The sequence below is a fragment of the Paraburkholderia sp. A1RI-2L genome (assembly GCF_048957375.1).
GTDB lineage: Bacteria > Pseudomonadota > Gammaproteobacteria > Burkholderiales > Burkholderiaceae > Paraburkholderia.
The window spans coordinates 389,269-412,430 of record NZ_JARBTA010000002.1 but is presented as its reverse complement, the minus strand read 5'-3'; the positions used below and the strand labels follow the sequence as shown (position 1 = coordinate 412,430).

Sequence of the window (23,162 nt, the reverse complement as noted above, 5' to 3'; positions counted from 1 at the left end):
CAAGCCGCGATATCGCCGTTATTTGAGGTGTGGCAATACTGCAGTCTACCTTCGCCGTTATAAGTAAAACGTAACACAACGTCATAACGAGTCGGCGCGTTCCCTGCGGACGACGAGCGATCCATCCGTAAAAAGATGACGAAGGAGACATAATGCGCTTTTGCAGAAAGGGCATCTGCAGCACGGCATTGATGCTGGCTGCGGGTGGTGCGAATGCTCAATCGAGCATTGCGCTGTATGGCATCGCAGATACGTTTGTTCAGTTCCTCAATAGCGGCGGCAAGCAATCCTGGTCGCAGCGCAGTGGCGGAAGCGCGCCGTCGCGCTTTGGCCTGAAAGGCACCGAGAATCTCGGCGGCGGCCTGAAGGCCGCATTCACGCTAGAAAACGGTTTCAACGTCAACAATGGCACCGGCTTTGGCGATGCGAGCGCCATGTTCTATCGCCAGGCATGGGTGGGACTTTCGCACGAGAAATACGGTACGTTCACGCTAGGCCGCCAGTATCAGCCGACTTTCTGGGTGCTCTACCCGGGCGATCCCTTCTTCGCGAATGAAGTGCTTTCGCCGCTAGCCGCGGCGGGCAATGTCGTCGATCGCAATACGATCGGCATGCAGACCAGCGGCGGGCGGTCGAACAATTCGCTCGTGTACAGGTCACCGAAGCTCAAGGGGCTGCAACTGATGACCATGTACGCGTTTCAGTCCAGTGTGACGCAGCCGGTGCCGCAAACGAACGGCAATATTCTCGATATTGCTGCAACCTGGTCGGGCTACGGTCTTTATGCAGGACTCGCGTACCAGTACCAGCATCCGGGCACGAAGACCCTGGCCAGCTTGCCGTCCGTTCTCAATACGGTTGGAACCGAGCACTTCAATAGCGCGCTCGCTTATCAGATCGGGATCGTCAATCTTCAGTTCATCTACGGATATCACCGTCCGAAGCACGACGATTCGAGTCCACTAGCATCGAGGCTCTCGGCCGTGCACGCCTATAGCTTGATGCAGGCAGGCGCCACGATTCAGGCAACGGTCGCGGACACGATCGAGATCGTGGCTCTGCAACGCGCCGTGCGTGGCGTGCATGACAACATGTGGGCGGTGCAACTGGGCGTCGACCACAGCCTTTCGAAGCGGACCGCCGTTTATGCGCGCGCGGGCTATATGAAGAACAACGGTTCGTCCACGATGAGCTGGTCTGGCGTTCCTGTGACGGCCCCGGGCACGGTGCAAACGCTCGGGGCCGTTGGCATCACGCAGCGTTTCTGATGCGCAAGCGTTCCGCTATTGCTGCGCGAGCGACGCGAGGTCCCAGCGCGGCTTCACCGTGAACGCGTAGTCCCGCGTGGCTTGCTCGGGCCAGCGCGCGAGGCGCAGCGCACCCGCAAGCGCGATCATCGCGCCGTTGTCGGTGCACAGTGAAAGATCGGGGTAATGGACTTCGAAGCCGCGCTTTTGCGCCGCGGCCGAAAGCGTTTCGCGCAGTTGCTTGTTCGCGCCCACACCGCCTGCGACCACGAGGCGCTTCATTTTCGTGCGCTTGAGCGCGGCGATCGATTTGGCGGCGAGCACCTCGACGGCAGCATCGACGAAACCGCGCGCGATGTCGGCCTTGCCTTGCTCGCAGATGTTCGTGCCGAGCTTCTTCACCTGCGTAAGCACGGCGGTCTTCAGGCCGCTGAAGCTGAAATCGAGGTCGCCCGAATGCAGCATCGGACGCGGCAGCTCGACGGCGCCTGGTGTGCCGAACTCGGCGAGGCGCGAGACTTCCGGCCCGCCCGGATAGCCGAGGCCGAGCAGCTTGGCGGTCTTGTCGAAGGCTTCGCCCGCGGCGTCGTCGAGCGTTTCGCCGAGCGTCTCGTAGACGCCCACGTCGGTCACGCGCATGAGCTGCGTGTGGCCGCCCGAGACGAGCAGCGCGACGAAGGGGAAGGGCGGCGGCGCGTTGACGAGCAGCGGCGAGAGCAGATGCCCTTCGAGATGGTGGATGCCGACGGTCGGTCGGTTCCACGCCATGGCGAGCGCGTTGGCGATGCTCGCGCCTACCAGCAGCGCGCCGGCGAGCCCCGGCCCCTGGGTGAACGCGATGGCGTCGATGTCGCTGCGCGCCGCACCGCTTTTCGCGAGCACTTCCTCGAGCAGCGGCAGCGCGCGGCGGATATGGTCGCGCGACGCGAGCTCGGGCACGACGCCGCCGTACTCGCGGTGCATGGCGATCTGCGAATGCAGCGCGTGGGCGAGCAGGCCGCGCTCGCTGTCGTAGAGCGCGAGGCCGGTTTCGTCGCAGGAGCTTTCGATGCCGAGAACAAGCATGGTATGGCGGGCGGCGGCCCTGCCGGGACACAGCTGTCCGGGCGAAAACCGTCGCTAGATCAAAGTGATAGGCAAGTCTGAAAGTATAGCAGTGCGGGCACGACCCGTTTGACGGCATCCGGCGCGCGGGCGCACTCTCTTGCCGCCGCTTCGGCGCCGCCGGGGCGCCATCGCAGCGTCCGGCGCGGGTAGAATGCGCGCCATGGAATCTTTCGACATCGCCGTGATCGGCGCAGGCGCGGCCGGCATGATGTGCGCGGCGGTAGCCGGCCAACAGGGCCGCCGCGTGGCGCTGATCGATCACGCCCCGCGCCTTGCGGAAAAAATCCGCATCTCGGGCGGCGGACGCTGCAACTTCACGAATCTGCATGCGAGCCCCGCTAACTATCTCTCGAACAACCCGAATTTTTGCCGCTCGGCGCTTGCGCGCTATACGCCGCGCGACTTCCTCGCGCTGCTGCGCCAGCATCGTGTGACGTGGCACGAGAAGCACAAGGGCCAGCTCTTTTGCGACCAGTCGAGCGAGGCGATCATCGACGTGCTGCGCGCCGAATGCGATGCCGGTAGTGTGGCGTGGCGGCGTCCGCTGCCCGTCGAGGCGGTGAGCCATGCCGACGGCGCGGGCTTCACGCTCGGCACGCCGCGGGGCGAGATTCGCGCGAAAGCGCTGGTGATTGCCACGGGCGGGTTGTCGATTCCGAAGATCGGCGCCACCGATTTCGCCTACCGCGTTGCGAAGCAGTTCGGTCACAAGCTCGTCGATATGCGCCCCGCGCTGGTGCCGCTCACGTTCGCGCCGCAGGACTGGGCGCCCTACGTGTCGCTCGCGGGCGTCTCGCTCGAAGTGCACGTGGCAACCGGCGAGCGCAAGAGCGCCGGGGCTTTCGACGAGGATCTGCTGTTCACGCACCGGGGTCTTTCCGGCCCCGGCGTGCTGCAGATTTCGAGCTACTGGCAGCCAGGGCAGCCCATTCGCGTGAATCTGCTACCCGAGCGATCCGCAAGCGATGCGCTGATCGAGGCGAAGGGCGCGACGAAGCGCCAGATCGGCAATCTGCTGGCCGAGTGGGTGCCGACGCGTCTCGCGCATGCCTGGCTCGAGGCGCATCAGGTGCCGCACGAGGCGCGGCTTGCCGATCTGCCCGACAAGACGCTGCGCCGCATCGGCGAGGGACTTGCGCAATGGTCACTCACACCAACCGGCACCGAGGGTTACAAGAAGGCCGAGGTGACGCGCGGCGGCGTGGACACGCGCGAGCTCTCCTCCGCGACGATGATGAGCCAGCGCGTGCTGGGCCTGTATTTCGTGGGCGAAGCGGTGGACGTGACGGGTTGGCTCGGCGGCTACAACTTCCAGTGGGCATGGGCTTCGGGGGTCGCCGCCGGCGAGGCTGCGGCGGAGTTCACGGCGGTGGCGGCCAGGGCCTGAAGCCCAATCGTATCGATCGGTTGCGATTTTGGGCTGGCCCGTCGCATCGAGTCTCGACGAGTTGATGCTCGTCATTGTTAGGCCGGCTGAGGAGGTTCACGCTCGAACATTGATCCATTGTGGAGAGGTGTGAAACGTGAATCAGCAAGCAGAGCAGGTGAAACAGGAGCCGGCGCAGCACGGTGTGCCGCTACGGCGGATCATGATTGCCGTCGACGACTCGAATGCGTCGAAGCAGGCGGTGCGGTTCGCTGCGCGCGTAGCGCCACGCGACGCCGATGTGCGCATCGTCTGCGCCGCCGGGCAGCCGCGCTCCTGGCAGGCCGGCGGCGCCTACACCGCGGGCGATGCCTGGTTGAGGGAGTCGCTTGCCGCCGCGCGCCGAGAGTTGCGGCAGGAGGCCGAGAACACGCTCGAGCAGGCGGTGGCGGCGTTCGACGGACAAGTTGCCTCGGTTTCGGGGCATGTGCTCAATCTGACCGGCGAGTCCGGCGCGGTCGTGCACGCGCTGAGCGCGGCGGCCAGCGAATGGCGCGCCGACCTGCTGGTGGTCGGCGCCCGTCATCAAGGGCGCGTGAAACGCTGGGTCGACGGCTCGGTGTCGGCCGCGCTGGCCGTGTCGGCGCCTTGCCCGCTGCTGGTGGTGCCCGCGGAGTACGAGGCATGCGACGAGCCGCGCTTTACACGCATGCTGCTGGCGACGGACGGCAGCGAGGCTTCCACGCAGGCGATCGAGGCGGCCATGCGGCTCGTCGAGCCGCAGATTGCCTTGCGCGCGATCTACGTGGTTGACCGCGGCAGCGTGACTGGCGGCCCGGTGGCCGCTCCGGGGCTGGAAGAGGCGCTCACCGGGCTCGGACGCAGGGCGCTCGCGGCAGCGCAAGAGCAACTCGAGCCGACGGGCTGCACCTGCGAAACGGCGCTCGTGGCGACCGGCCTCATGCGCGACGACATCGCCCACACGGTCCTGCGCGATGCGAACGAGTGGAACGCCGATCTCGTCGTCCTGGGCACGCACGGCCGCCGGGGCGTTGCGCGCTGGCTGCTCGGCAGCGTGGCCCAGCGCGCCGTCGAGGTCACGCATTTGCCGCTGTTGCTGGTCGGGCCTTGCGAAGGCTGATTCGCCGGGGCTGGCCACACTCGCCGCCCGTATCCGGATCTTGGGGCACACTGGGATTTCGCTTCACCAGAGGCTGCTTGACGGGCCATAAACGAAGCGGCGAGTGCGGGTGGAACAGGCCGCAAGGGTTCGGGTTTTCCTCCGAGGCGGCCTGCGATCCCCCGACATGGAACTGCTATACTTGATTCTCTTTACCTCACGATCCGTTATTGGAAAATGACGACCATCCGCGTAAAAGAAAACGAACCCTTTGAAGTGGCCATGCGCCGCTTCAAGCGCACGATCGAGAAGAATGGTCTCCTGACTGAGCTTCGTGCGCGCGAGTTTTACGAAAAGCCGACGGCTGAACGCAAGCGCAAGAAGGCTGCGGCGGTAAAGCGCCACTTCAAGCGCATACGCAGCCAGATGCTGCCGAAGAAAATGTACTGATTCCGACGTGCCATGGTGCAACCCCGTGGCACGCGAGCAGCCGGAACTGCCGCCGGCCAGTTCCGGGGTAACCCGGGCCGGACCGGCAACAAAGCCTGCGCTGTCTATTTGGTGTGGCCGCAGCCGTATCGAACCCGCACCTGCCCGCCTGGAAACGTTTCCAGGCGGGTTTTTGCATTCTTGTGATGTTTTGTGCGAGGGTTTGGCGTATAGGTGAGCGCGGTGGCCGCGCTGCCCGGGGGTTCTCCCGGGGATTGTGCAACCCCAACGCATTTCAGGTGAGTAATGAGTCTCAAAGACCGGATCAACGACGACATGAAGGCTGCGATGCGCGCGCGCGAAAGCGAACGCCTCGCCACGATTCGTCTGCTGCTCGCCGCCATCAAGCAACGCGAAGTCGACGAGCGCGTGACGCTCGACGACGCCGGCATCACGGCGGTCGTCGACAAGATGATCAAGCAGCGCAAGGACTCGATCAGCCAGTTCGACGCGGCAGGCCGTGCGGACCTCGTCGAGAAGGAAAACGCCGAGCTGCAAATCCTGTCCGCCTATATGCCGGAGCAGTTGTCGGAGGCGGAAATCGCCGCCGAGGTGCAGGCGGCGGTCGCCCAGGTGGGCGCGAGCGGTCCGCAGGACATGGGCAAGGTGATGGGCGTGCTCAAGCCCAAGCTGGCGGGACGTGCCGACATGACGGCGGTGTCCGGGCTCGTCAAGGCCGCGCTCGCGAAGTGAGGGCCGCGCCTCGCGCGGCGCCGGCTGTTGCCGTGCGTCGTTGCGAGGTTTGCCGCAGGCCGCGCGAATGCGCGCGCTCAGCCCCTGTTACCCGAGCGACCGAGCCCTGATGATTCCGCATTCGTTCCTGCAGGATCTGCTCAACCGCGTCGATATCGTCGACGTGGTGGGGCGCTACGTGCAGCTCAAGAAGGGCGGCGCGAATTTCATGGGCCTTTGCCCGTTTCACAACGAAAAGAGCCCTTCCTTTACCGTTAGTCCAACGAAGCAGTTCTATCACTGCTTCGGCTGTGGCGCGCATGGCACGGCCATCGGCTTTCTGATGGAGCATGCGGGCCTCACGTTTCCCGAGGCCGTCAACGAGCTCGCGCAGTCGGTCGGCCTCAGCGTGCCCCAGGAACCGTCGCCAATGCGTGGCGGCGCCTATGGCGGCAGTGGAGGGGGCGCGAGCGGCGGGGCAGGCGGCTACGCGCCAGGTGTCTCGAAGGCCGTCTCCAATGCGCTCTCGGACCTCATGCAGACGGCTTGCGACTATTACCGCAAGCAGCTGCGCAGCGCACCGAACGCCATCCAGTACCTGAAAAAGCGCGGCCTCACCGGCGAAGTCGCGGCCCGTTTCGGCCTCGGTTACGCGCCCGATGGATGGCAGAACCTCGAATCCGCGTTTACCGATTATCGCGACGACGCGCTGGTCGAAGCCGGCCTCGTTATCGTCAGTGAAAAGCAGGATGCGCAGGGCCAGGCGCGCCGCTACGACCGTTTCCGCGACCGCGTCATGTTCCCCATCCGCAACGTGAAGGGGCAGGTAATCGGCTTTGGCGGGCGCGTGCTCGACGGCGGCGAGCCCAAGTATTTGAATTCCCCGGAAACGCCGCTATTTAACAAGGGTAGCGAACTGTACGGGCTGTTCGAGGCGCGTCTGGCGATTCGCGAACAGCACTACGTGCTGGTGGTCGAGGGGTATATGGACGTGGTGGCGCTCGCGCAACTCGGATTCCAGAACGCGGTGGCGACGCTGGGCACCGCGTGCACGCCCATCCACGTGCAAAAGCTGATGCGCCAGACCGACACGGTGATCTTCAGCTTCGACGGCGACGCGGCGGGCCGTCGCGCGGCGCGGCGTGCGCTAGATGCGTGCCTGCCCCATGCGGCGGACAACCGCACGATCCGCTTCCTGTTCCTGCCCTCGGAGCACGACCCGGACAGCTATGTGCGCGAGTACGGCGCCGAGGCGTTCAAGGAGCAGGTCGACCGGGCCATGCCGCTCTCGCAGTTCATGCTGAACGAAGTGCTGGTGGGCAAGGAGCTCGACCAGCCCGAAGGGCGCGCCCGCGCGCTGTTCGATGCGAAGCCGCTGTTGCAGGCGCTACCGGCGAATGCGCTGCGCGCGCAGATCATGCACATGTTCGCCGACCGCCTCGACGTGCCGTTCGAGGAAGTCGCGGCGCTCTGCGAGGTCGACGCCCGCATTGCCCAGGCGGCGCGCCAGGCGCCCGCGCGCAAGGACCGGCACCTCGTGACCGGAATCGAGCGCAAGGCGCTGCGCAACCTGGTGATGCATCCGCGCATCGTGGCGCAACTCGACGAAGAGGCCGAGCAGGCGCTCATCGGGCTCACGCGGCACGGCGAGCTGTTCGAGGAGGTGACCACGCACGCGCGTGCACTGGGAGACGCGGCCGAATTCCAGCTGCTTTCGGACCTGTTGCGAAACGGTGCGAACGCCCCCACCTTCGAGGAGATTTTTCGCGAAATTCTGGACTATGATGAAAACGTCCGGGATTTGCTGATGAAAAATCCAGAAGATGGCGCCGTGCTGGAGGAGCACCGCGAGCAGGAGCGGCTCGTGGGCGAGGAGATGGCGGCGGCGATCCTGAAAATGCGCTTCGACGCCTGCAGCGAGCGGCTGGACGTGCTTTCGCGGCAGTCGCGCCACACGCCCGAGGAGCTAGCCGAATATGTGAAACTGAATCAGACGCGGGCTGACATGAAACGTCAGCTCGGGCTGTAGAGGAGGAACGCGCGCGGGCGATTGTTACTCTGCGTGCTACAATAAAAGGTTTTCAGCGGTTTGTTTTTGTTGTTTGTTTTGTTTTTTCCGGACGGTTTCCAGCAAGGGCGGAATGGCAATGGCAAAGACTACAGGCGGAAAAAAGGCGACAGGCAAGGGTTCGACGGATTCGACCAGCAAGGTCACAAAGACCCAAGATGCACCATCCGCCAGTTCGCGCCGCAAGGCGGCGAGCGCCAGTCATGAAGTTCCCGCAGTCCGGAAGAAAGCAATGGCTGCTTCGGCCGCGCGAGCGGCGCCAGCACGCGCGGCGAAAGCCTCTACGCATCCGGCAACGAAGCGGTCCGGTGGTCCGAGTAGTGCAAGGCAAGTGCCTGCCGTTGCGGACGATGCGGCAGAGCGCGAGGCTCCAGTATCCACGGTTCAAGAGGCTGATGTCCAACAGCCGCGAGTCGAGACTACAGCCGGTACGGCGAACTCCATGACGAAAAAGCTGAATGAAGTGTCCGTCGATGACGACGCAAACCAGAGCGAGGAAAGCACGCCCACCGCGGGCAAGGGTGAGAAAACCACCCGTGCGCGCGACCGGCGAGCGAAGGAAAAGGCGCTGCTGAAAGACGCATTCGCGTCATCGCAGCCCGGCACCGTCGAGGAACTCGAAGAGCGGCGCAACAAGCTGCGCGCGCTCATCAAGCTTGGCAAGGAGCGCGGCTACCTCACCTACGCCGAAATCAACGATCACCTCCCCGACAACTTCACCGAGACCGAGGCGATCGAAGGCATCATCAGCACGTTCAACGACATGGGCGTGGCCGTCTACGAGCAGGCCCCCGATGCCGAAACGCTGCTTCTGAACGACAACGCGCCCAATGCTTCTTCGGATGACGAAGTAGAGGAAGAAGCCGAGGTCGCGCTCTCCACCGTCGACTCCGAATTCGGCCGCACGACCGACCCGGTGCGCATGTACATGCGTGAAATGGGCACGGTCGAGCTGCTCACGCGCGAAGGCGAAATCGAAATCGCCAAGCGCATCGAAGACGGCCTCATGCACATGGTGATGGCAATTTCCGCTTGCCCGACCACCATCGCCGACATTCTCTCCATGGCCGAGCGCGTCGCGAACGACGAGAGCCGCGTGGACGAGCTCGTCGACGGCCTGATCGATCCGAACGCCGAGGACACCGACGGCTTCAATGCGAAGGAAGCCGAAGAGATCGAGAACGAGACGGAAGACGACGAAGAAGAGGAAGAGGAAGAAGAGGAAGAAGAAGAGGACGACGGCACGGCTCAGGCCACAGCCAACGCGGCACAGCTCGAAGCGCTCAAGCGGGCCTCGCTCGAGAAGTTTTCGCTCATCAGCGAGTGGTTCGACAAGATGCGCCGTGCGTTCGAGAAGGAGGGTTACAAGTCGAAGTCCTACCTCAAGGCGCAGGAAACGATCCAGAACGAGCTGATGTCGATCCGCTTCACCGCGCGTACCGTCGAGCGGCTGTGCGACACGTTGCGCGCGCAAGTGGATGAAGTGCGTCAGGTCGAGCGCCAGATCCTCCACACGGTCGTGGACAAGTGCGGCATGCCGCGCTCGGAGTTCATCGCGCGCTTCCCGGGCAATGAAACCGACCTCGAATGGGCCGACAAGATCGTGGCCGAGAATCACGCGTACAGCGCGATCCTCTCGCGCAACATTCCGGCCATCCGCGAGCAGCAGCAGCGCCTGCTGGATTTGCAGGCGCGCGTAGTGCTGCCGCTGAAGGACCTGAAGGAAACCAACCGCCAGATGGCGGCGGGCGAGTTGAAGGCGCGTCAGGCCAAGCGTGAGATGACCGAGGCGAACCTGCGTCTGGTGATCTCGATTGCGAAGAAGTACACGAATCGCGGTTTGCAGTTCCTCGACCTCATCCAGGAAGGCAACATCGGCCTGATGAAGGCGGTGGACAAGTTCGAATATCGGCGTGGCTACAAGTTCTCGACCTACGCAACGTGGTGGATTCGCCAGGCCATCACGCGCTCGATTGCGGACCAGGCGCGCACGATCCGCATTCCGGTTCACATGATCGAGACGATCAACAAGATGAACCGTATTTCGCGGCAGATCCTGCAGGAAACCGGCCTCGAACCGGATCCGGCCACGCTCGCCGAGAAGATGGAAATGCCGGAGGACAAGATCCGCAAGATCATGAAGATCGCGAAGGAGCCGATCTCCATGGAAACGCCGATCGGCGACGATGACGATTCGCATCTGGGCGACTTCATCGAGGACAACAACACGGTCGCGCCCGCGGACGCTGCGTTGCATGCCTCGATGCGCGACGTGGTGAAGGACGTGCTCGACTCGCTCACGCCGCGCGAGGCGAAGGTGCTGCGCATGCGCTTCGGCATCGAGATGAGCACGGACCACACGCTCGAAGAGGTCGGCAAGCAGTTCGACGTCACGCGCGAGCGGATTCGTCAGATCGAGGCGAAGGCGCTGCGCAAGCTGCGTCACCCGAGCCGCTCGGACAAGCTCAAGTCGTTCCTGGAAGGGAACTGATGCTTGTTTGAGAGGTGAGGATGGTCAGGCCGGAGCGGTTCGTGTAGTATGTCGGCCTGCCGTCGAAAAGCCCGGCCTCTGTGTAGACCGGGCTTTTTTGTTGACTTCCCCTCGTTGTAGCTTCGTGGGCCGGACGCCGTGTTGGTTGCAGGCAGCGGACTCATAATCCGCCGGAGAAATCCCGTCGTCGGTTCGAACCCGACCCGGCCCACCATTTACTGTTCCATAGAGTTCCAGCGTATTCCGTTGGACTCGCCAAAACCCTTGCTGGGTGGGCTTCTCGGCCCACGTCCTGTTCCCTGAGTTGCCGGCTTGGTCCGTTGACTTCCCGCATTTTTTGGGGGTAAGTTTGGGGGTAACTCTAAGCGGAAAACAGGAGTTACCCCCATGCCCCTTTCCGATACCACAATCCGTAGTACAAAGGCTGGGCTTCGCCCTAAGAAACTGTCCGATGGCGGGGGGCTCTTCCTGCTCCTAAATCCAAACGGCTCACGGTGGTGGCGATTGAAGTATCGCTTCCGCGGCAAGGAGAAGCTGATCTCGCTTGGGACCTATCCGGACGTTTCGCTGAAGGACGCTCGAGACCGCCGAGACGAGGCGCGGAAGAAACTCGCTGCAGGATACGATCCGAGCGAGGCGAGGAAGGGGCAAAAGACCGCGGAACAGAATCGGGCGACGAACAGCTTTGAAGTCGTAGCGCGCGAGTGGTTCCAGTTGACGAAAGGGAAATGGGAAGCGGAATACGCAAAGCTGATCATGCATCGGCTAGAGCGGGACATCTTTCCTTCCCTCGCAAAACGCCCGATCAACGAGATTACCGCAGTCGAACTGCTGACTGTGTTGAGGAAAATTGAGAAGCGCGGCGCCGTCGACACTGCACATCGTTCTTTGCAGAAGTGCGGACAGATCTTCCGCTACGCAGTTGTGACGGGTCGGGCAGACCGTGATCCTGCGACAGACCTTCGCGAGGCGCTCAAACCCGCGCCAAAGCAGCATTACGCTTCTATCAAGGATCCCAAGGAAGTCGGTGCGCTTGTGCGCGCAATGCGGGACTATAAGGGCGCTTTCGAAACGAAATGTGCGCTTCTTCTTGGAATCCTGACTTTCGTCCGCCCTGGCGAGCTGCGCAAGGCTGAATGGACCGAATTCGATCTCGATCAGGGCGAATGGCGCATACCGGCAGCACGTATGAAGATGAAGGAACAGCATCTTGTGCCGCTTTCAAAGCAAGCCGTCGCGATCCTCGAAGATCTTCACGCAGTGAATGGCCACGGACGTTATCTTTTTCCCAGCGTCCGGACCAGCGAACGACCGATGAGCGAAAACACAGTGAATGCCGCTCTGCGCCGTCTGGGATACACCCGTGAAGAAATGACTGGCCATGGATTTCGCAGTACGGCGTCGACGTTGCTCAACGAACTCGGTTGGCCGGGCGACGCTATAGAACGGCAGCTATCGCACGGGGAGCGCGACGAGGTACGCGGTGCCTATAATTTCGCCGAATACTTGCCCGTGCGCCGGAACATGATGCAGGCGTGGGCCGATCACCTCGATCAACTCGAACACGGTGCGAGAATCCTAAAAATGCGTTTGCCGAAGGCTGGTTGATGCACAGCCCCTTTCCGTCGGGCCTGTAGCCGCACGACCATTCTTAGCTGCGACATCCATAAAATTCCGGGCCTCAACCGCCCGGTGTTCAAGGACGCGCTGGTCAACCACGATCCGCGAAGTGTTCATTCGCAAGCTGATGCTGAATGTGCTGTAGCAGCCGTACTGCGATGGTGAATATGATGGTGCCGAGCTTGAGGAGGTCGCTTTCATGATCTTCCTGTACGCGTGCATGCTCGGTTGCGCGGCCGAGGTCGACCACCACATGAATCGCGATCGGGACATGGATACGCGTACGCTGGCAACCGAATGCCGGTTTGTCGCTTGCCTCGGCCGGATTAGCGGGCCGCACCGTGCGAAGAAAGCGACACGTTTGTATCGCAAATGGCGCCCAAAACCGGCGGTAGCCTATCCTGCCATCCCTCGCATTTATGTTCTTGAATTTGCCGTTCGCAAATCCCGTGAGCGGGGTTGGTCGTGGCTGCGCGGATAGATGAACTCCTGCCGCAAGAAAGCGTGTTTGCTTGCGCAGGAAAACGAAGTACCGTGCGCAGCAAGTTGAACCAGCCGGGTAGGAAGAAACGGCGCATTGTGCGAGCGGGTCTTCGTGTTTGCGCAAATAGTTGACCTACCAGAAATGTGCTGGTGGACGTTCCGGCGCAGCATACGAAAGCTGGCTATCGGACATCGCGCAGAAAGATTTTAGATACTGTGCCGATTCCCCATGCGAGAGTAACGCCGCTCGCGCAAGTTGAGTGGGATGACTCCGACAGGTCGCATGGTAAAAGTCGTATCGTCACGAGAGGTTGCGTCAAATCTCGCGTTTGTCCGGCGCAGCATGAAGCGCGAAGGATTTCAGATGCAGTCCGATGCCGGCGCAGAAACCCGTCGATCACTCGACCGGAAAGCTGATCTTGTCGCGACTTTCGTGCGAGCAAACTCCTGCACGTTGCCGCCGTGCTACAACGAAAAAAAGTTTTCATTCCAGCAAATTCCCGACCGTTCCGGCACGTTCCAATGCTTCGATTAGTGCCTGTTTTCATGGGTTGACGAGCGGTATTCCCCTTAGCAAGATGGCACGAAGGCAGCGCGCAGGAGCGAATCATGCCAATCGTGAAAAGCTTTACCCAGGCGCAGTGGGACGCTGCCGCGCGGCGTCTCGATGCGCTGCCGGAAAAGCCCGCGCACGAGCATCGCATCAATGTTCGCGATGCAATGAAATCCATCCGGTCTCAAATCATTGGCGCGCAGAGGAAGGGTTATACGCAGGAAGAAATCGTCCAACAGATCGCGCAGGACGGTGTGGAAATCAGTGCGGGCACGCTGCGATATGCGATGCAGCGTGCGGCGAAAGAGGGCAGTTCTGCAAAGACAGAAAGGCATGTCACAACAAATAACGACGCGGCATTGCCTCGCGTGAAGAAAGCCGGTCAGGCGAAGTCATCGCATACAGGCAATACGCGCACCGAGTCACAGAGAAAAAGGGATGGGGGAACAACCAGGCCGGAATCCACGCCGGTAAAGGGCTTCCTCGGATTTCCGATCAGACCGGATACCGAAAACTTATGAGGTATGAAATGGCAACGGAAAACCACCCCATCTATATGGTCGGCGGCAGCAAGGGCGGTGTCGGCAAGAGTTTCGTTACGCTGGCGCTGGTCGATTATCTGCGTCGTTCGGACGTTCACGTCGTACTGGTGGAGACGGATACATCCAATCCCGATGTCATGAAAGCTGTCCATGACGAGGTCGAATGCGCATCGTGCGATCTGGACGAGGCGGGCGGCTGGATCGATTTCGTCAACTTCTGCGATACGCACCGTGATGCGACTGTCATCGTCAACACGGCGGCGCGTAGCCAGACAGGTGTTGCGCAATATGGCGGAACACTCGCCGGTAGCTGCTCGTGCCATCGTGCGAGTTCAGCAGCACGATTTCGTTGGCCTCGTCGCCGATGATCTGGTCAGCGTGGCGAAGCCGGAGCATGTGCTTCGTGTACTCGCGCTTGCTTTCGTCACGCACGCGCGTCTGGCAGACCATGAACGGCTGGAAACCTTCATTGCGCAGGCCGCGCAGCACGTCGATGGTCGGAATGTAGGTGTAGCGTTCCGAGCGGCTTTCGTGCTTGCCGTCTGCGAAGATAGACGGGGCAACACGATGGATCTGGTCGTCCGACAGGGGCGAGTCGGCGCGGAGCATCGGGGAGCCGTAACGGAAAGAGGAAGCGAGTTGCATGACAATCTCCACAGCGAGAGGGTTGAAGGACGGGCTGTGGGGGGGCTTGCCGCTTGCGTGCGAAACCTTCCCGGTGGAACTCGGGGTTGGCTTCTGCTTTTGCGTGGCACCCGGGTTCCTGCCCGTGCGACTCAAGGAGTCGAAGGCGGGGCGGTGTCAAGGAAAGAGGCGAGGGATGGTGCGGGCAACACGGTCCCTCGCCCCTTGACGCCGCCCCGCCTTCGACTACGGTCGCGGGACAGGGCAGGACCCCGGATGCCGGGCAGATGCCTCGGCACGAGTTCGACCGGGAGGAACAGCGAAGTCTCGGTTATTCACAGTTTTTGGGGGGTAGCTTTGTTCCCAGGACTGACTTTGTTGGTGCTGACATCAGTTGTGCCGCGTGATGATAAATATAGGTTGAGTGACCAACTATAGGTTGTTCTCATCATGTACGCGGATGCTGAATTAGTGGCACATCTCGCCACGTCCTCTGGAATTCTCTCCTCCATACCGCCGCCTGGCAGCATCTAATAAACTGAACAAAATCTAAAGATATCGTCAATTTCCTAACAATTTTTTCGGCTAAGCTGGTGATTTCCACCTGAGCGTCTGCCTGTGGGGTTGATGAAGGATCACCGCACGAGGACTCGCGCCGCGGTGCAGCGGCGCCTAGACGTTGCACCTTCCATGATTGTGCTGTATAACGCAAACTAGGTCGTATGACATAGTTTGCGCGGAAGGTACTCGGCATTACATCTAACGCCGGGAAGCACCGTCTCCGACCGTGCGTAGCCCTCCCACTGGAACCGTGAGCGGGTAGTCATGGGTGCAGCATCTGGCGCCTTATTCTGAAAGGAAAAGCAATGAATGACAAAAGTGCAGAGCTGGAGCGCATTCTCAACCTTCAGCGCGCGGCATTTCTTGCCGAGGGTGGGGCTTCCGTTGAGGTGCGAAAGTCGCGTGTTGGCCGCTTGGCAATCGCAATTCTTTCCAACTTTGATGCAATTGCCGAGGCACTTAACGCGGACTACGGAAACCGTCCACCGGCACTGACCAAAGCACTTGAAGCGTTGCCCTGGTCACAGGACATCCTTCATACGCTCGACAACCTCGAGAAGTGGATGGAGCCCGAAGAAATTTCCGGCGGCTTTATTCAACAAAAGCCCAAGGGGGTTGTCGGCGTGATGGGCGCGTGGAATTTTCCTGTGACGCTCACATTCGAGCCAGCGCTCAGCGCACTTGCGGCTGGAAATCGGGTGATGATGAACTTCCCGGAATATCAGGTTAGAACCGGGCAGCTGTTGCAAAAAATCATCTCCGACGCGTTTGACGTGACCGAGGTGGCCTTCGTTCATGGTGATCTGTCGGCGGCCCAGTCTTTCTCGGAGTTGCGCTTCGATCACCTGTTCTTTACCGGCTCTCCCAAGGTCGGTTCGATCGTCGCCCAGACGGCCGCAAGGAAACTGGTTCCCGTCACCACCGAGCTCGGTGGAAAAAATCCGGTTGTGGTTGCTGCGGATGCCGATTTGAATCTGGCCGTTAGCAGGATTGCCGCAACGCGTGTCGTCAACGGCGGGCAGGTGTGCCTTTGTCCGGATTATGTCTGGGTGCCCCGGCGGGCGATGGATGAGTTCATCGACAAGCTGATCGCTCAATACCGCGTTACGTTTGCCACCTATCTGAACAACCCGGCGGTCGTTTCCATTGCTAACGAGCGAAATTTCGATCGTATCGTTGGCCTCGTCGATGATGCTGTTGCGAAGGGCGCAAAGAAATACGTGGTGGCGCCGCCGAGTGAGGAAGAAGAACTACCTGATCGGGGGTCGCGAAGAATTCCGCCGACTATCCTGGTTGATGTCCCCGCATCGGCTGAGATATCGGAAGAGGAAGTATTCGGTCCGGTACTCGTGGTGTACGGTTACGACGATCTGCAGGAAGCCATCGAGTACATCACCGCGCGTCCCGCACCTCTTGCGGCGTATTGGTACGGCGATGACAGCCCGGAGTTCCGTCGCTTCCTGGATCAAACGACGAGCGGCGGTGTCACACGTAACGACGGCCTGTTACATGCGCTTTTGCCGGGAGCGCCGTTTGGTGGAATCGGGAACTCGGGCTCCGGTGCCTATCACGGCAAGACGGGATTCGACACCTTCACGCATCGTCGTCCGATTGCAACGATCAGTAATCCTGATGGGGTTGCCAATCCGTTGGTGGGTGATTTATTGGTGTCCGCACCGATGCGGGGCTATCTCGACGGCGCGATTGCGGCTGTGATCAAAGAGTTTGAGGCCAGACTGCCAGTCTGATACGGCGTAGTGTCGTGCAGCGGAATATGCGCTACGTGAGGTAACAATCTCGATGTCTACCAGTAGATTTTTAAAAGGCTTTAAGAGCGAGATCCAGAACAGGGCCTTCGCTCTTCACGCCATCCGACGGTTGGTCCGGCGGCTTGACGGCGATTCGCGGCAGTTACTTTGGGCCGCCTATCTAAAGCTGGAAGTTTTCAATGACCCGATATATCGACGGGCTGCGAGCCGGTGGGGGATCGATGTCACGCCAACAGCCGCGACGCTGGCAAAAGCCTGGCTAACGGGATCGGTTCCGAAATGCATTCTAAGACCCTTTCTGAAATATGTTCACTCGAAAACCGTAGTTTATTGTGATGAATTGCGAAAACTCAGAAGCATCGGCCCATCGGATTCGCGGGATTTTCTGGACTACATGGTCGCTCAGGAAGACCTGCAGATCGAACTGATGCGTCTTTCTCTCGAAGGGCAAGACGCAGTCCTGGATCGGAAGCTTGATTACTTCATGAGGAAATTCGCCGGAAAATTTTAGCCGGTTAATCCGGATATAAATGTTTGCGTGTGCAAGCTAACGTGTCAAAGCCGGATTCAAATGTCCGCCTTGTGGCTAAGTTGAAATGTCCGGTTTTGCGGGTTCAGGGTTTGTGTCTCATGGGTTAAAGCTCATACCTTGTCGAAGAGCTGGTCTTGAACGGGCAGAGCGCTTACGTCAGTTCCACCGGCCGTTGCCGACCGACGGCCAGGTTTGCGGGGTTGCGGTTGCGGTTGCGCCTGTCTACGCTGCGCCAGATCCACAATCACCTGTTCGATATCGGCTTGCGTGAACTCCCGTTGCTTCTTGGTGCCGGCTGGGCGATCTGGAGTACGAACGGCCTGACCTTGATTCGTACGCGACGGCGAACCTGAAATCCGCCGGTTGTCGCGCTGCGCCTGAATCGCTTGCGAAACTTGCAGCACGTGACTCAGGCGTTTTTGTTCAATCACGGCGCCTTGGTCCACCTCCGCCAGCTTGTCGTAAAGGCGGCACGACAACACGTTGCCATCGGCTCGAATCTCGATGCGTCCGTCCGGGTACTCCCACACGTCGATGTAGCGGTGAATCAGCCTCCGGTGCTCCGGCGTGTCGTCCAGCAAGTACAGCACCCGGTCGTACAGCACCGTCAGCGACTTCGATACCCGACGCGTTTCACGCCACGTCAATAGCAAGTCCAGATCCTCATCGTCCCGCAGCGGCCGGTGCGCATTGAAGTCGCTCCTGGGCGGTTTCGCGAACCGCGCGTTATAGGCCGCCATGAAGGAGGGCGCATACGCGTTCGCTTCGGCCACCGTGCTGATCCCGCGCAGTCGCAGTTCCTTCACCAGCCGGTCCTGCAATGTGAGATGCGCGCGCTCGACACGCCCCTTGGCCGGGCTGCTGTTCGCGCAGAACGTGTCGATGTTCAGCTCGTACATCGCCCGGCCGAAGTGCGTCACGCTGCGGCCGGTCTTGCCGGCACTGACGCTACGGAACACGCTGGCCTTGTCGCTGTACAACGCGCCCGGCTTGCCGTGGCGCTCGATATACGCGCGCGTCGCCTCGAAATAGCTGAACGTCGATTCGGTCGCCGTGAAGTGCAGGTGCATCAGCCGGCTCGTCGCATCGTCCACGTACACCAGCAACGTGCACTGCGGCGCCCGGTCCTCGAACCACCGATGCTCGCTGCCGTCGATCTGCACCAGCTCGCCCAGGCACGCGCGCCGCGCGCGCGGCTGGTAGACCTTGGGCGGGCGCTGCCGGCGCGGCACCCACAAGCCGGCGTCCGTCATCAGCCGGCGCACCGTCTCCTTGGCGAGGCGAATGCCGTGGCATTCCCAGAGCTTCTCGCAGGCCAGCGTCGGCCCGAAATCGGCGTAGCGATCACGGATGATCGAGAGCGCCCGATCGGTCGTCACCGGGTCCAATCGATTGTTGCTGGGCTTCGCGCGCCGACGCGATACGAGACCTTGTGGCCCGTGTTCCCGCAGTCGGCCGACCAGCCGGCGAATCTGCCGCGTCGTCAGCCCGAGTCGCTCGGCCGCACGCCACGGCTTGAGCTTGCCGTCCGCAACGTCCTGAATGACCTTGAATCTGTCCAGTTCTCGCATCGTCATCGTGATCCGTTCTGTCGCAGCCATCGAAGCTCCCGGCGCCGGACAACCGGCGGCTGGATAGCTTACGCGGCGCGAAAGCGGACATTTGAACTTGGCTAGAAGCGGACATTACAACTTAGCCGCTACATAACGGGCTATGGTAGACGTCATTATGTCAATTGATCAAACATCGCTTATTGAAAGCAAGTCCTTCTGGCAGCATGCCTATGGTGCATACTCGCCCAATCCACCGCTGATGGAGGATCTGAAGGTTGACGTCGCGATTGTGGGCGGTGGATTCACAGGTTTGAACACCGCATGGCAGTTCAAGAAGGACAACCCGAATGCGCGCGTTGTCGTACTGGAAGCCGCGATTGTTGGCTTTGGCGCCAGTGGTCGCAACGCGGGTTTCAGCACGAAGATGTTCGGGCTGGAGCCTGAGGTGGTACTGCTGCGCTGGGGCAAACAGAAAATGATTGATGCTCATCACTATTTGAAGCTCGCGGTGGCGCACACCAGGAGCCTGATTGAGCAAAACAATTTTCAGTCTGACTATCAACATAGCGGACTGGTTCGCGCCAGCTATTCGAAACAACAACTAGGTCGAATGAAAAAGACCTATGAAATGTTTCAGAAACTGGGCATCGATGGAGATATGCGCTGGCGAAACGCGGTAGAGTTCCAGCAGGATTTCCATTCGGAGCGTTTCGCCGGCGGGATCTATGAGTCCGACACCGGATACCTTAACCCTTGCAAGCAGGTGCGGGCATTGAAGTCGCTCGCTGAGTCTGCGAATGTCTCCGTTTATGAACTGACTCCTGTCACGAGCGTAGAGGCGACATCATCCGCCGTCCTGGTCACGACGCCGCACGGAAAAATCACCGCGGAGAAGTTGGTTGTCGCGACAAATGCCTACTCCCGTCAGGTTCCTGGCCCGGCGAGGCTACGCTCCCGCCAGTATCCGCTGTGGACGTATCAAATCGTTACCGAGCCGCTCAGCAATGGTCAATGGGCAAGCATCGGCTGGAAGGACAGGCAATCGTTTGGGGATAATCGACAGATGCTGCACTACTTCAGGCCGACTGCCGATGGCCGGATCATCATGGGCGGGGGAGATGCGATCACGTATCGAACCGAGCCCATGGAAGAGGTCTCTGCGCCAGCGGCCTGGCAGCATTGCGAAGATCATCTCAAATGGATCTATCCCCAACTGAAGAACGTTCGCGTAGATTACCGCTGGGGTGGTCCTGTGTCTGTAACGATGGACAGTGCGCCAGAGATCAGCTTTATTGATGGCGAACGCATCATTTACTCAGGTGGATGCTTCGGTCACGGTGTGGCATTGACACATCTCAATGGCCGGACCATCGCTGATCTGCTGGAGGGGAAGAAGTCCGAATTGACGGAATTCTGGATCGTGAACAGAAAATCGCTGTCAATGTCGAGCGACACACTTTCTTTTCTCGCAGGCAGAGCCGCTCGTCAGGCGCTGAAGTCATGGGATTGGTGGGAGGAGAGAAGTTTGAAAAAGTGACTGCACGTGGGATTCTCCCCGCCCGTGATTGTGACTACGACGACCTGGAGCCCTGGCGCCATGGTGCGTGTGCCCAGTCCAGCGTGATGAAGCTGCACCGTGCCTCATTGCATGGCCGCGATTGCGAGGACCGCTTTAACGGCCTCGTCTTCGAGTCCCTTGATGTCCGACGGGAAGCGATTGCGCTGAGGGATCAATACGAATAGTCCTTCGATCTGGGCGGTGATGAGCGCTGCGCGGCGGGCGAGGGCTATCGGTGGCAAGCCGGGGTTCACGGCCGCCACGAATTCACTGATCATATGACGCTGGAACAGATAGGCCTCTTCCATACTCTTGCGCGCGAATTCCTGCATTTGAGCGAGCGCCCAGAAGTTGGCAAAGAGGCTCTGGGTCCGCGGCTGTTTGCCATCTTCAATCAGCAATCGCACAAGCTTCGCCAGCCGCTCCTGCGGAGTCAGCGACGCGTCGGTGCGAATGTTGTCGTAATTCCTCGAATACTGGGCGATGCTTTCCGTAATGATCGCGGCAAACAGGTCTTCGCGCGTAGGGAAGTAGTGCTGCAAATTCGACAACGCCAGCCCGGCCCTGGTGGCCACTTTCCGCATGCTTAGACCGCCATAACCCTCCGCGGCAAAAATCTCGAATGCGCTCTCGAGGATACGCGCTACGGCGTTGCGCCCTCGATCAGTCCGCGCGCGTGTGAGCTCTCCGGCTTGCAACTCCAAAGACGCCCCCATGCGCGGTTCGGTTTGTGACTCCTGCTGACCACGCTTTTTGCCAATACTGTCTGCTGTTGGTTTTACAGCCATGTCTAAGCTTCCTGGATCGGGTGGCGAACATCAATCTCGCGTTTGTCGCGCTTCATTGTTGGTCGAATGACCTTATTCTGGCAAGCGGCTACTTTACCAGCCTGCAAGTGGCCGAGGCACGACGCCCAAGTGTAACCGGAAACCCCTTCGCACCCTCTGGGGACTCTCGCTATTTTGCGGGCACCCGAAAAATTCAACCATTCCGTTCTGTCGGTCAGGCAGGGGTCGACTGCGCGCACCCGTTGCCGTTCACCACCATGTTTAAGGTCGATCGACCGGAAATCAGTAGCGTTGCGATTTCTCATAGGTCCGATGAACCTGACGTTAATAGTCAACACAAGGATCGCACCTTCGCCCAACAGTAGGCCGAATAAAATCCAATAAAAACAAGAGATTTATGTGATTTTTCAGGGTGATGCGCCGCGTCCTGACTGGCGGATGAGGGTTTCGCCCCGGTTGCAGAAAAAAATCCGGGTGTGTATAACGGATAGTAGGTCACGTGACATAGTTTGTGGGTCGTTACGAAGAAGGCTGGATAGTTGGGAACCGTGCATCGGGCCGGGGACAGGAGGAGAGTGATGATGATCGGATGGAAAATTGCGGGCACGTCGTGTGTGGCTGCTGCACTGTTGCTTGCCAGTGCGGCAGCCGTCGCGGAGGGCGACCTCACGCCCACAGGCGCGGAAAGTGCAGCCAGCAAGGATGGTCTTGTGCCGGCGTTCGCAGGACGGCAAGCACCCGCGTCTGGTTGGGAATGGGGCAAATTTCGGGGTGAATTCTGGAAGCATCGCGCAGAGAAGCCGCTCTATTCGATCGACGCCTCGAACGTCGACAAGTACGCGGACAAACTTTCTCCCGGTGAGATTCAGTTGGTCAAGCAGCTGAAGGGATATCGCATGGACGTGTATCCGTCGCACCGCGAGTGTCAGCTACCGGACTTCGCCGAGCAGAACTCGAAGTCGAATCTGACGACGGCGAAGCTCGACGCATCTGGCGAAATGATCCAGACCGCCGTGTTTCCCGGTGTGGCGTTTCCACAGCCCAGGACCGGAGCCGAAGCGATCCTCAACTACGAAACGCGGTACCGGGGCGTAGGAGTCGAATGGGCGCCGATCATCACTTCGATTTCGCCGCGTCCGGGCAGTAGCGACTGGATCGATGCGATCGGCCCGCAAGTCTTTTACTTCCCGTACGGAAAAAATGGCAAGGCGACGCCGCAGGACGTTGATCAGCTCAGTCTGGCCGCTTATTTCTCGGCAGCATCTCCTGCCGCATTGGCGGGGCAAGCGTTCGTCCAGCGTCAGTATTTCAACCGGGATTCGGAAACGTACTATTACTTCCCGGGCCAGCGTCGCGTGAGACGCATGCCGGCCTACACCCACGATGCGCCGCTGATCGGCTTCGAGAACCAGTATCTGATCGACGAAGCCAACATGTTCAACGGCTCCATCGACCGCTTCAACTGGAAGCTCGTGGGCAAGAAGGAAATGATCGTTCCGTACAACGACTTCGGCATGTACGCGTTCAAGGACAAGTTGCACGACGTGGCGACGCCTGGCGGTATCTCGCCGGACCACCGTCGTTATGAGGTGCACCGCGTCTGGGTCGTCGAGGCGACGGTCAAGCCCACCGCGCGGCATGTCGCGTCGAAGAAGGTGTTCTATCTGGACGAGGATAGCTGGCTCGCGCTCGTGGGCGAGGACTATGACGCGCAGGGCAAGCTCTGGAAAGTGCGCGAGAGCTATCCGATTCCGGTGTGGGAGCTGGGCGGCGCCTGCGACAACGAGCCGTTCGTCCAGTACGACCTGATCGATGGTCGCTATGTATTCGACGGATCGTCGATCGGTCAGGGCAAGGACCTTCGCTGGTACGAGCACACCGACGATCCGCGCTTCAAGTCCGACTTCTTCACGTCTGAATCGCTGCGATCGGTCAGCGAGCGTTAAGGGGCGGCGGGAGAACGACAGGGGACCGGCACGCACAACGATGCGTGCCGGCATCGGGCAGGATGGTTGGGGG

19 protein-coding genes, 1 tRNA gene and 2 pseudogenes are annotated in these 23,162 nt (G+C 60.6%); 16 read left to right on the top strand and 6 right to left on the bottom strand.

Annotated features, from left to right (window positions below):
* The first annotated feature begins 152 nt into the window (after nucleotides 1-152).
* The gene (locus PWP93_RS16730; protein ID WP_421045190.1) at nucleotides 153-1,268 is read left to right on the top strand and encodes a porin; all 1,116 of its coding nucleotides are present in this window, start codon (nucleotides 153-155) and stop codon (nucleotides 1,266-1,268) included.
* Nucleotides 1,269-1,283: 15 nt separating this feature from the next.
* On the opposite strand, the gene tsaD is transcribed toward PWP93_RS16730, so the two are convergent.
* On the bottom strand, nucleotides 1,284-2,312 hold the full coding sequence (tsaD, locus tag PWP93_RS16725) for a tRNA (adenosine(37)-N6)-threonylcarbamoyltransferase complex transferase subunit TsaD (protein WP_421045189.1): 1,029 nt from the start codon (nucleotides 2,310-2,312) through the stop codon (nucleotides 1,284-1,286).
* A gap of 202 nt (nucleotides 2,313-2,514) precedes the next feature.
* Here tsaD and PWP93_RS16720 point away from each other — a divergent pair, with 202 nt between their 5' ends.
* From PWP93_RS16720 to dnaG, 5 genes are all read left to right on the top strand, one after another.
* Nucleotides 2,515-3,741: an NAD(P)/FAD-dependent oxidoreductase gene (locus tag PWP93_RS16720; RefSeq protein ID WP_421045188.1), complete on the top strand. Its 1,227-nt coding sequence runs from the start codon at nucleotides 2,515-2,517 to the stop codon at nucleotides 3,739-3,741.
* 136 nt (nucleotides 3,742-3,877) lie between these two features.
* Nucleotides 3,878-4,861 carry a universal stress protein gene (locus tag PWP93_RS16715; protein WP_421045187.1) on the top strand — a complete coding sequence of 328 codons (984 nt, stop codon included), beginning with the start codon at nucleotides 3,878-3,880 and terminating at the stop codon, nucleotides 4,859-4,861.
* A gap of 216 nt (nucleotides 4,862-5,077) precedes the next feature.
* Entirely contained in the window at nucleotides 5,078-5,290 is a 213-nt protein-coding gene (gene rpsU / locus PWP93_RS16710; RefSeq protein WP_035531398.1) for a 30S ribosomal protein S21, read from the top strand.
* A gap of 285 nt (nucleotides 5,291-5,575) precedes the next feature.
* Nucleotides 5,576-6,022 (top strand): GatB/YqeY domain-containing protein, encoded by a 447-nt coding sequence (locus PWP93_RS16705; protein ID WP_413188047.1) that lies wholly within the window; start codon nucleotides 5,576-5,578, stop codon nucleotides 6,020-6,022.
* 109 nt (nucleotides 6,023-6,131) lie between these two features.
* Nucleotides 6,132-8,030 (top strand): DNA primase, encoded by a 1,899-nt coding sequence (dnaG, locus tag PWP93_RS16700; protein WP_421045186.1) that lies wholly within the window; start codon nucleotides 6,132-6,134, stop codon nucleotides 8,028-8,030.
* Nucleotides 8,031-8,066: 36 nt separating this feature from the next.
* On the opposite strand, the gene PWP93_RS16695 is transcribed toward dnaG, so the two are convergent.
* Nucleotides 8,067-8,255: a hypothetical protein gene (locus tag PWP93_RS16695; protein ID WP_421025949.1), complete on the bottom strand. Its 189-nt coding sequence runs from the start codon at nucleotides 8,253-8,255 to the stop codon at nucleotides 8,067-8,069.
* A 46-nt stretch (nucleotides 8,256-8,301) separates the two neighbouring features.
* On the opposite strand from PWP93_RS16695, the gene rpoD reads away from it, so the two are divergent.
* The 3 genes from rpoD (at nucleotide 8,302) to PWP93_RS16680 (ending at nucleotide 12,168) form a co-directional block, all read left to right on the top strand.
* Nucleotides 8,302-10,560, top strand: coding sequence for an RNA polymerase sigma factor RpoD (gene rpoD / locus PWP93_RS16690; protein WP_421025948.1), 2,259 nt, complete (start codon nucleotides 8,302-8,304; stop codon nucleotides 10,558-10,560).
* A 126-nt stretch (nucleotides 10,561-10,686) separates the two neighbouring features.
* Nucleotides 10,687-10,774: transfer RNA gene (locus tag PWP93_RS16685), tRNA-Ile, on the top strand.
* Nucleotides 10,775-10,947: 173 nt separating this feature from the next.
* Complete coding sequence (locus tag PWP93_RS16680) at nucleotides 10,948-12,168, top strand: tyrosine-type recombinase/integrase (RefSeq protein ID WP_421045185.1); 1,221 nt, start codon at nucleotides 10,948-10,950, stop codon at nucleotides 12,166-12,168.
* 103 nt (nucleotides 12,169-12,271) lie between these two features.
* Here the strand turns inward: PWP93_RS16680 and PWP93_RS16675 are convergent, their stop codons facing one another.
* On the bottom strand, nucleotides 12,272-12,787 hold the full coding sequence (locus PWP93_RS16675) for a hypothetical protein (protein WP_421045184.1): 516 nt from the start codon (nucleotides 12,785-12,787) through the stop codon (nucleotides 12,272-12,274).
* A gap of 240 nt (nucleotides 12,788-13,027) precedes the next feature.
* On the opposite strand from PWP93_RS16675, the gene PWP93_RS16670 reads away from it, so the two are divergent.
* From PWP93_RS16670 to PWP93_RS16660, 3 genes and pseudogenes are all read left to right on the top strand, one after another.
* Nucleotides 13,028-13,198, top strand: a complete 171-nt coding sequence (locus PWP93_RS16670; protein ID WP_421045183.1) for a hypothetical protein — start codon at nucleotides 13,028-13,030, stop codon at nucleotides 13,196-13,198.
* 74 nt (nucleotides 13,199-13,272) lie between these two features.
* Complete coding sequence (locus PWP93_RS16665; RefSeq protein ID WP_421045182.1) at nucleotides 13,273-13,737, top strand: hypothetical protein; 465 nt, start codon at nucleotides 13,273-13,275, stop codon at nucleotides 13,735-13,737.
* A gap of 8 nt (nucleotides 13,738-13,745) precedes the next feature.
* Nucleotides 13,746-14,069 (top strand): annotated as a pseudogene (locus tag PWP93_RS16660) (P-loop NTPase); the annotation flags it as partial.
* On the opposite strand, the pseudogene PWP93_RS16655 reads toward PWP93_RS16660, so the two are convergent.
* Nucleotides 14,062-14,403 (bottom strand): annotated as a pseudogene (locus tag PWP93_RS16655) (DUF932 domain-containing protein); the annotation flags it as partial. The pseudogenes PWP93_RS16660 and PWP93_RS16655 sit on opposite strands and share 8 nt — an antisense overlap.
* A gap of 845 nt (nucleotides 14,404-15,248) precedes the next feature.
* Here PWP93_RS16655 and PWP93_RS16650 point away from each other — a divergent pair.
* Both PWP93_RS16650 and PWP93_RS16645 read left to right on the top strand, forming a co-directional pair.
* Entirely contained in the window at nucleotides 15,249-16,691 is a 1,443-nt protein-coding gene (locus PWP93_RS16650) for an aldehyde dehydrogenase family protein (protein WP_421045181.1), read from the top strand.
* Nucleotides 16,692-16,743: 52 nt separating this feature from the next.
* Entirely contained in the window at nucleotides 16,744-17,223 is a 480-nt protein-coding gene (locus tag PWP93_RS16645; RefSeq protein ID WP_395068973.1) for a hypothetical protein, read from the top strand.
* 131 nt (nucleotides 17,224-17,354) lie between these two features.
* On the opposite strand, the gene PWP93_RS16640 is transcribed toward PWP93_RS16645, so the two are convergent.
* Nucleotides 17,355-18,845: an ISNCY family transposase gene (locus PWP93_RS16640; RefSeq protein ID WP_421045180.1), complete on the bottom strand. Its 1,491-nt coding sequence runs from the start codon at nucleotides 18,843-18,845 to the stop codon at nucleotides 17,355-17,357.
* A gap of 127 nt (nucleotides 18,846-18,972) precedes the next feature.
* On the opposite strand from PWP93_RS16640, the gene PWP93_RS16635 reads away from it, so the two are divergent.
* Entirely contained in the window at nucleotides 18,973-20,334 is a 1,362-nt protein-coding gene (locus PWP93_RS16635) for an NAD(P)/FAD-dependent oxidoreductase (protein ID WP_421045179.1), read from the top strand.
* 104 nt (nucleotides 20,335-20,438) lie between these two features.
* Here the strand turns inward: PWP93_RS16635 and PWP93_RS16630 are convergent, their stop codons facing one another.
* On the bottom strand, nucleotides 20,439-21,143 hold the full coding sequence (locus tag PWP93_RS16630) for a TetR/AcrR family transcriptional regulator (RefSeq protein WP_421045178.1): 705 nt from the start codon (nucleotides 21,141-21,143) through the stop codon (nucleotides 20,439-20,441).
* A 581-nt stretch (nucleotides 21,144-21,724) separates the two neighbouring features.
* Between PWP93_RS16630 and PWP93_RS16625 the strand changes: the two genes are divergently transcribed.
* The gene (locus tag PWP93_RS16625; protein WP_421046105.1) at nucleotides 21,725-23,089 is read left to right on the top strand and encodes a DUF1329 domain-containing protein; all 1,365 of its coding nucleotides are present in this window, start codon (nucleotides 21,725-21,727) and stop codon (nucleotides 23,087-23,089) included.
* The last annotated feature ends 73 nt before the right edge of the window (nucleotides 23,090-23,162 follow it).

What these genes read in the sequence shown, in the direction of transcription:
- dnaG (WP_421045186.1), top strand. Translation starts at nt 6,132, where the DNA reads ATGATTCCGCATTCGTTCCTGCAGGATCTGCTCAACCGCGTCGATATC.
- PWP93_RS16705 (WP_413188047.1), top strand. Translation starts at nt 5,576, where the DNA reads ATGAGTCTCAAAGACCGGATCAACGACGACATGAAGGCTGCGATGCGC.
- PWP93_RS16670 (WP_421045183.1), top strand. Translation starts at nt 13,028, where the DNA reads ATGCAGTCCGATGCCGGCGCAGAAACCCGTCGATCACTCGACCGGAAA.
- PWP93_RS16665 (WP_421045182.1), top strand. Translation starts at nt 13,273, where the DNA reads ATGCCAATCGTGAAAAGCTTTACCCAGGCGCAGTGGGACGCTGCCGCG.
- rpsU (WP_035531398.1), top strand. Translation starts at nt 5,078, where the DNA reads ATGACGACCATCCGCGTAAAAGAAAACGAACCCTTTGAAGTGGCCATG.
- PWP93_RS16645 (WP_395068973.1), top strand. Translation starts at nt 16,744, where the DNA reads ATGTCTACCAGTAGATTTTTAAAAGGCTTTAAGAGCGAGATCCAGAAC.
- rpoD (WP_421025948.1), top strand. Translation starts at nt 8,302, where the DNA reads ATGGCTGCTTCGGCCGCGCGAGCGGCGCCAGCACGCGCGGCGAAAGCC.
- tsaD (WP_421045189.1), bottom strand. Translation starts at nt 2,312, where the DNA reads ATGCTTGTTCTCGGCATCGAAAGCTCCTGCGACGAAACCGGCCTCGCG.
- PWP93_RS16720 (WP_421045188.1), top strand. Translation starts at nt 2,515, where the DNA reads ATGGAATCTTTCGACATCGCCGTGATCGGCGCAGGCGCGGCCGGCATG.
- PWP93_RS16730 (WP_421045190.1), top strand. Translation starts at nt 153, where the DNA reads ATGCGCTTTTGCAGAAAGGGCATCTGCAGCACGGCATTGATGCTGGCT.
- PWP93_RS16680 (WP_421045185.1), top strand. Translation starts at nt 10,948, where the DNA reads ATGCCCCTTTCCGATACCACAATCCGTAGTACAAAGGCTGGGCTTCGC.
- PWP93_RS16650 (WP_421045181.1), top strand. Translation starts at nt 15,249, where the DNA reads ATGAATGACAAAAGTGCAGAGCTGGAGCGCATTCTCAACCTTCAGCGC.
- PWP93_RS16640 (WP_421045180.1), bottom strand. Translation starts at nt 18,845, where the DNA reads ATGGCTGCGACAGAACGGATCACGATGACGATGCGAGAACTGGACAGA.
- PWP93_RS16625 (WP_421046105.1), top strand. Translation starts at nt 21,725, where the DNA reads ATGATCGGATGGAAAATTGCGGGCACGTCGTGTGTGGCTGCTGCACTG.
- PWP93_RS16630 (WP_421045178.1), bottom strand. Translation starts at nt 21,143, where the DNA reads ATGGCTGTAAAACCAACAGCAGACAGTATTGGCAAAAAGCGTGGTCAG.
- PWP93_RS16635 (WP_421045179.1), top strand. Translation starts at nt 18,973, where the DNA reads ATGTCAATTGATCAAACATCGCTTATTGAAAGCAAGTCCTTCTGGCAG.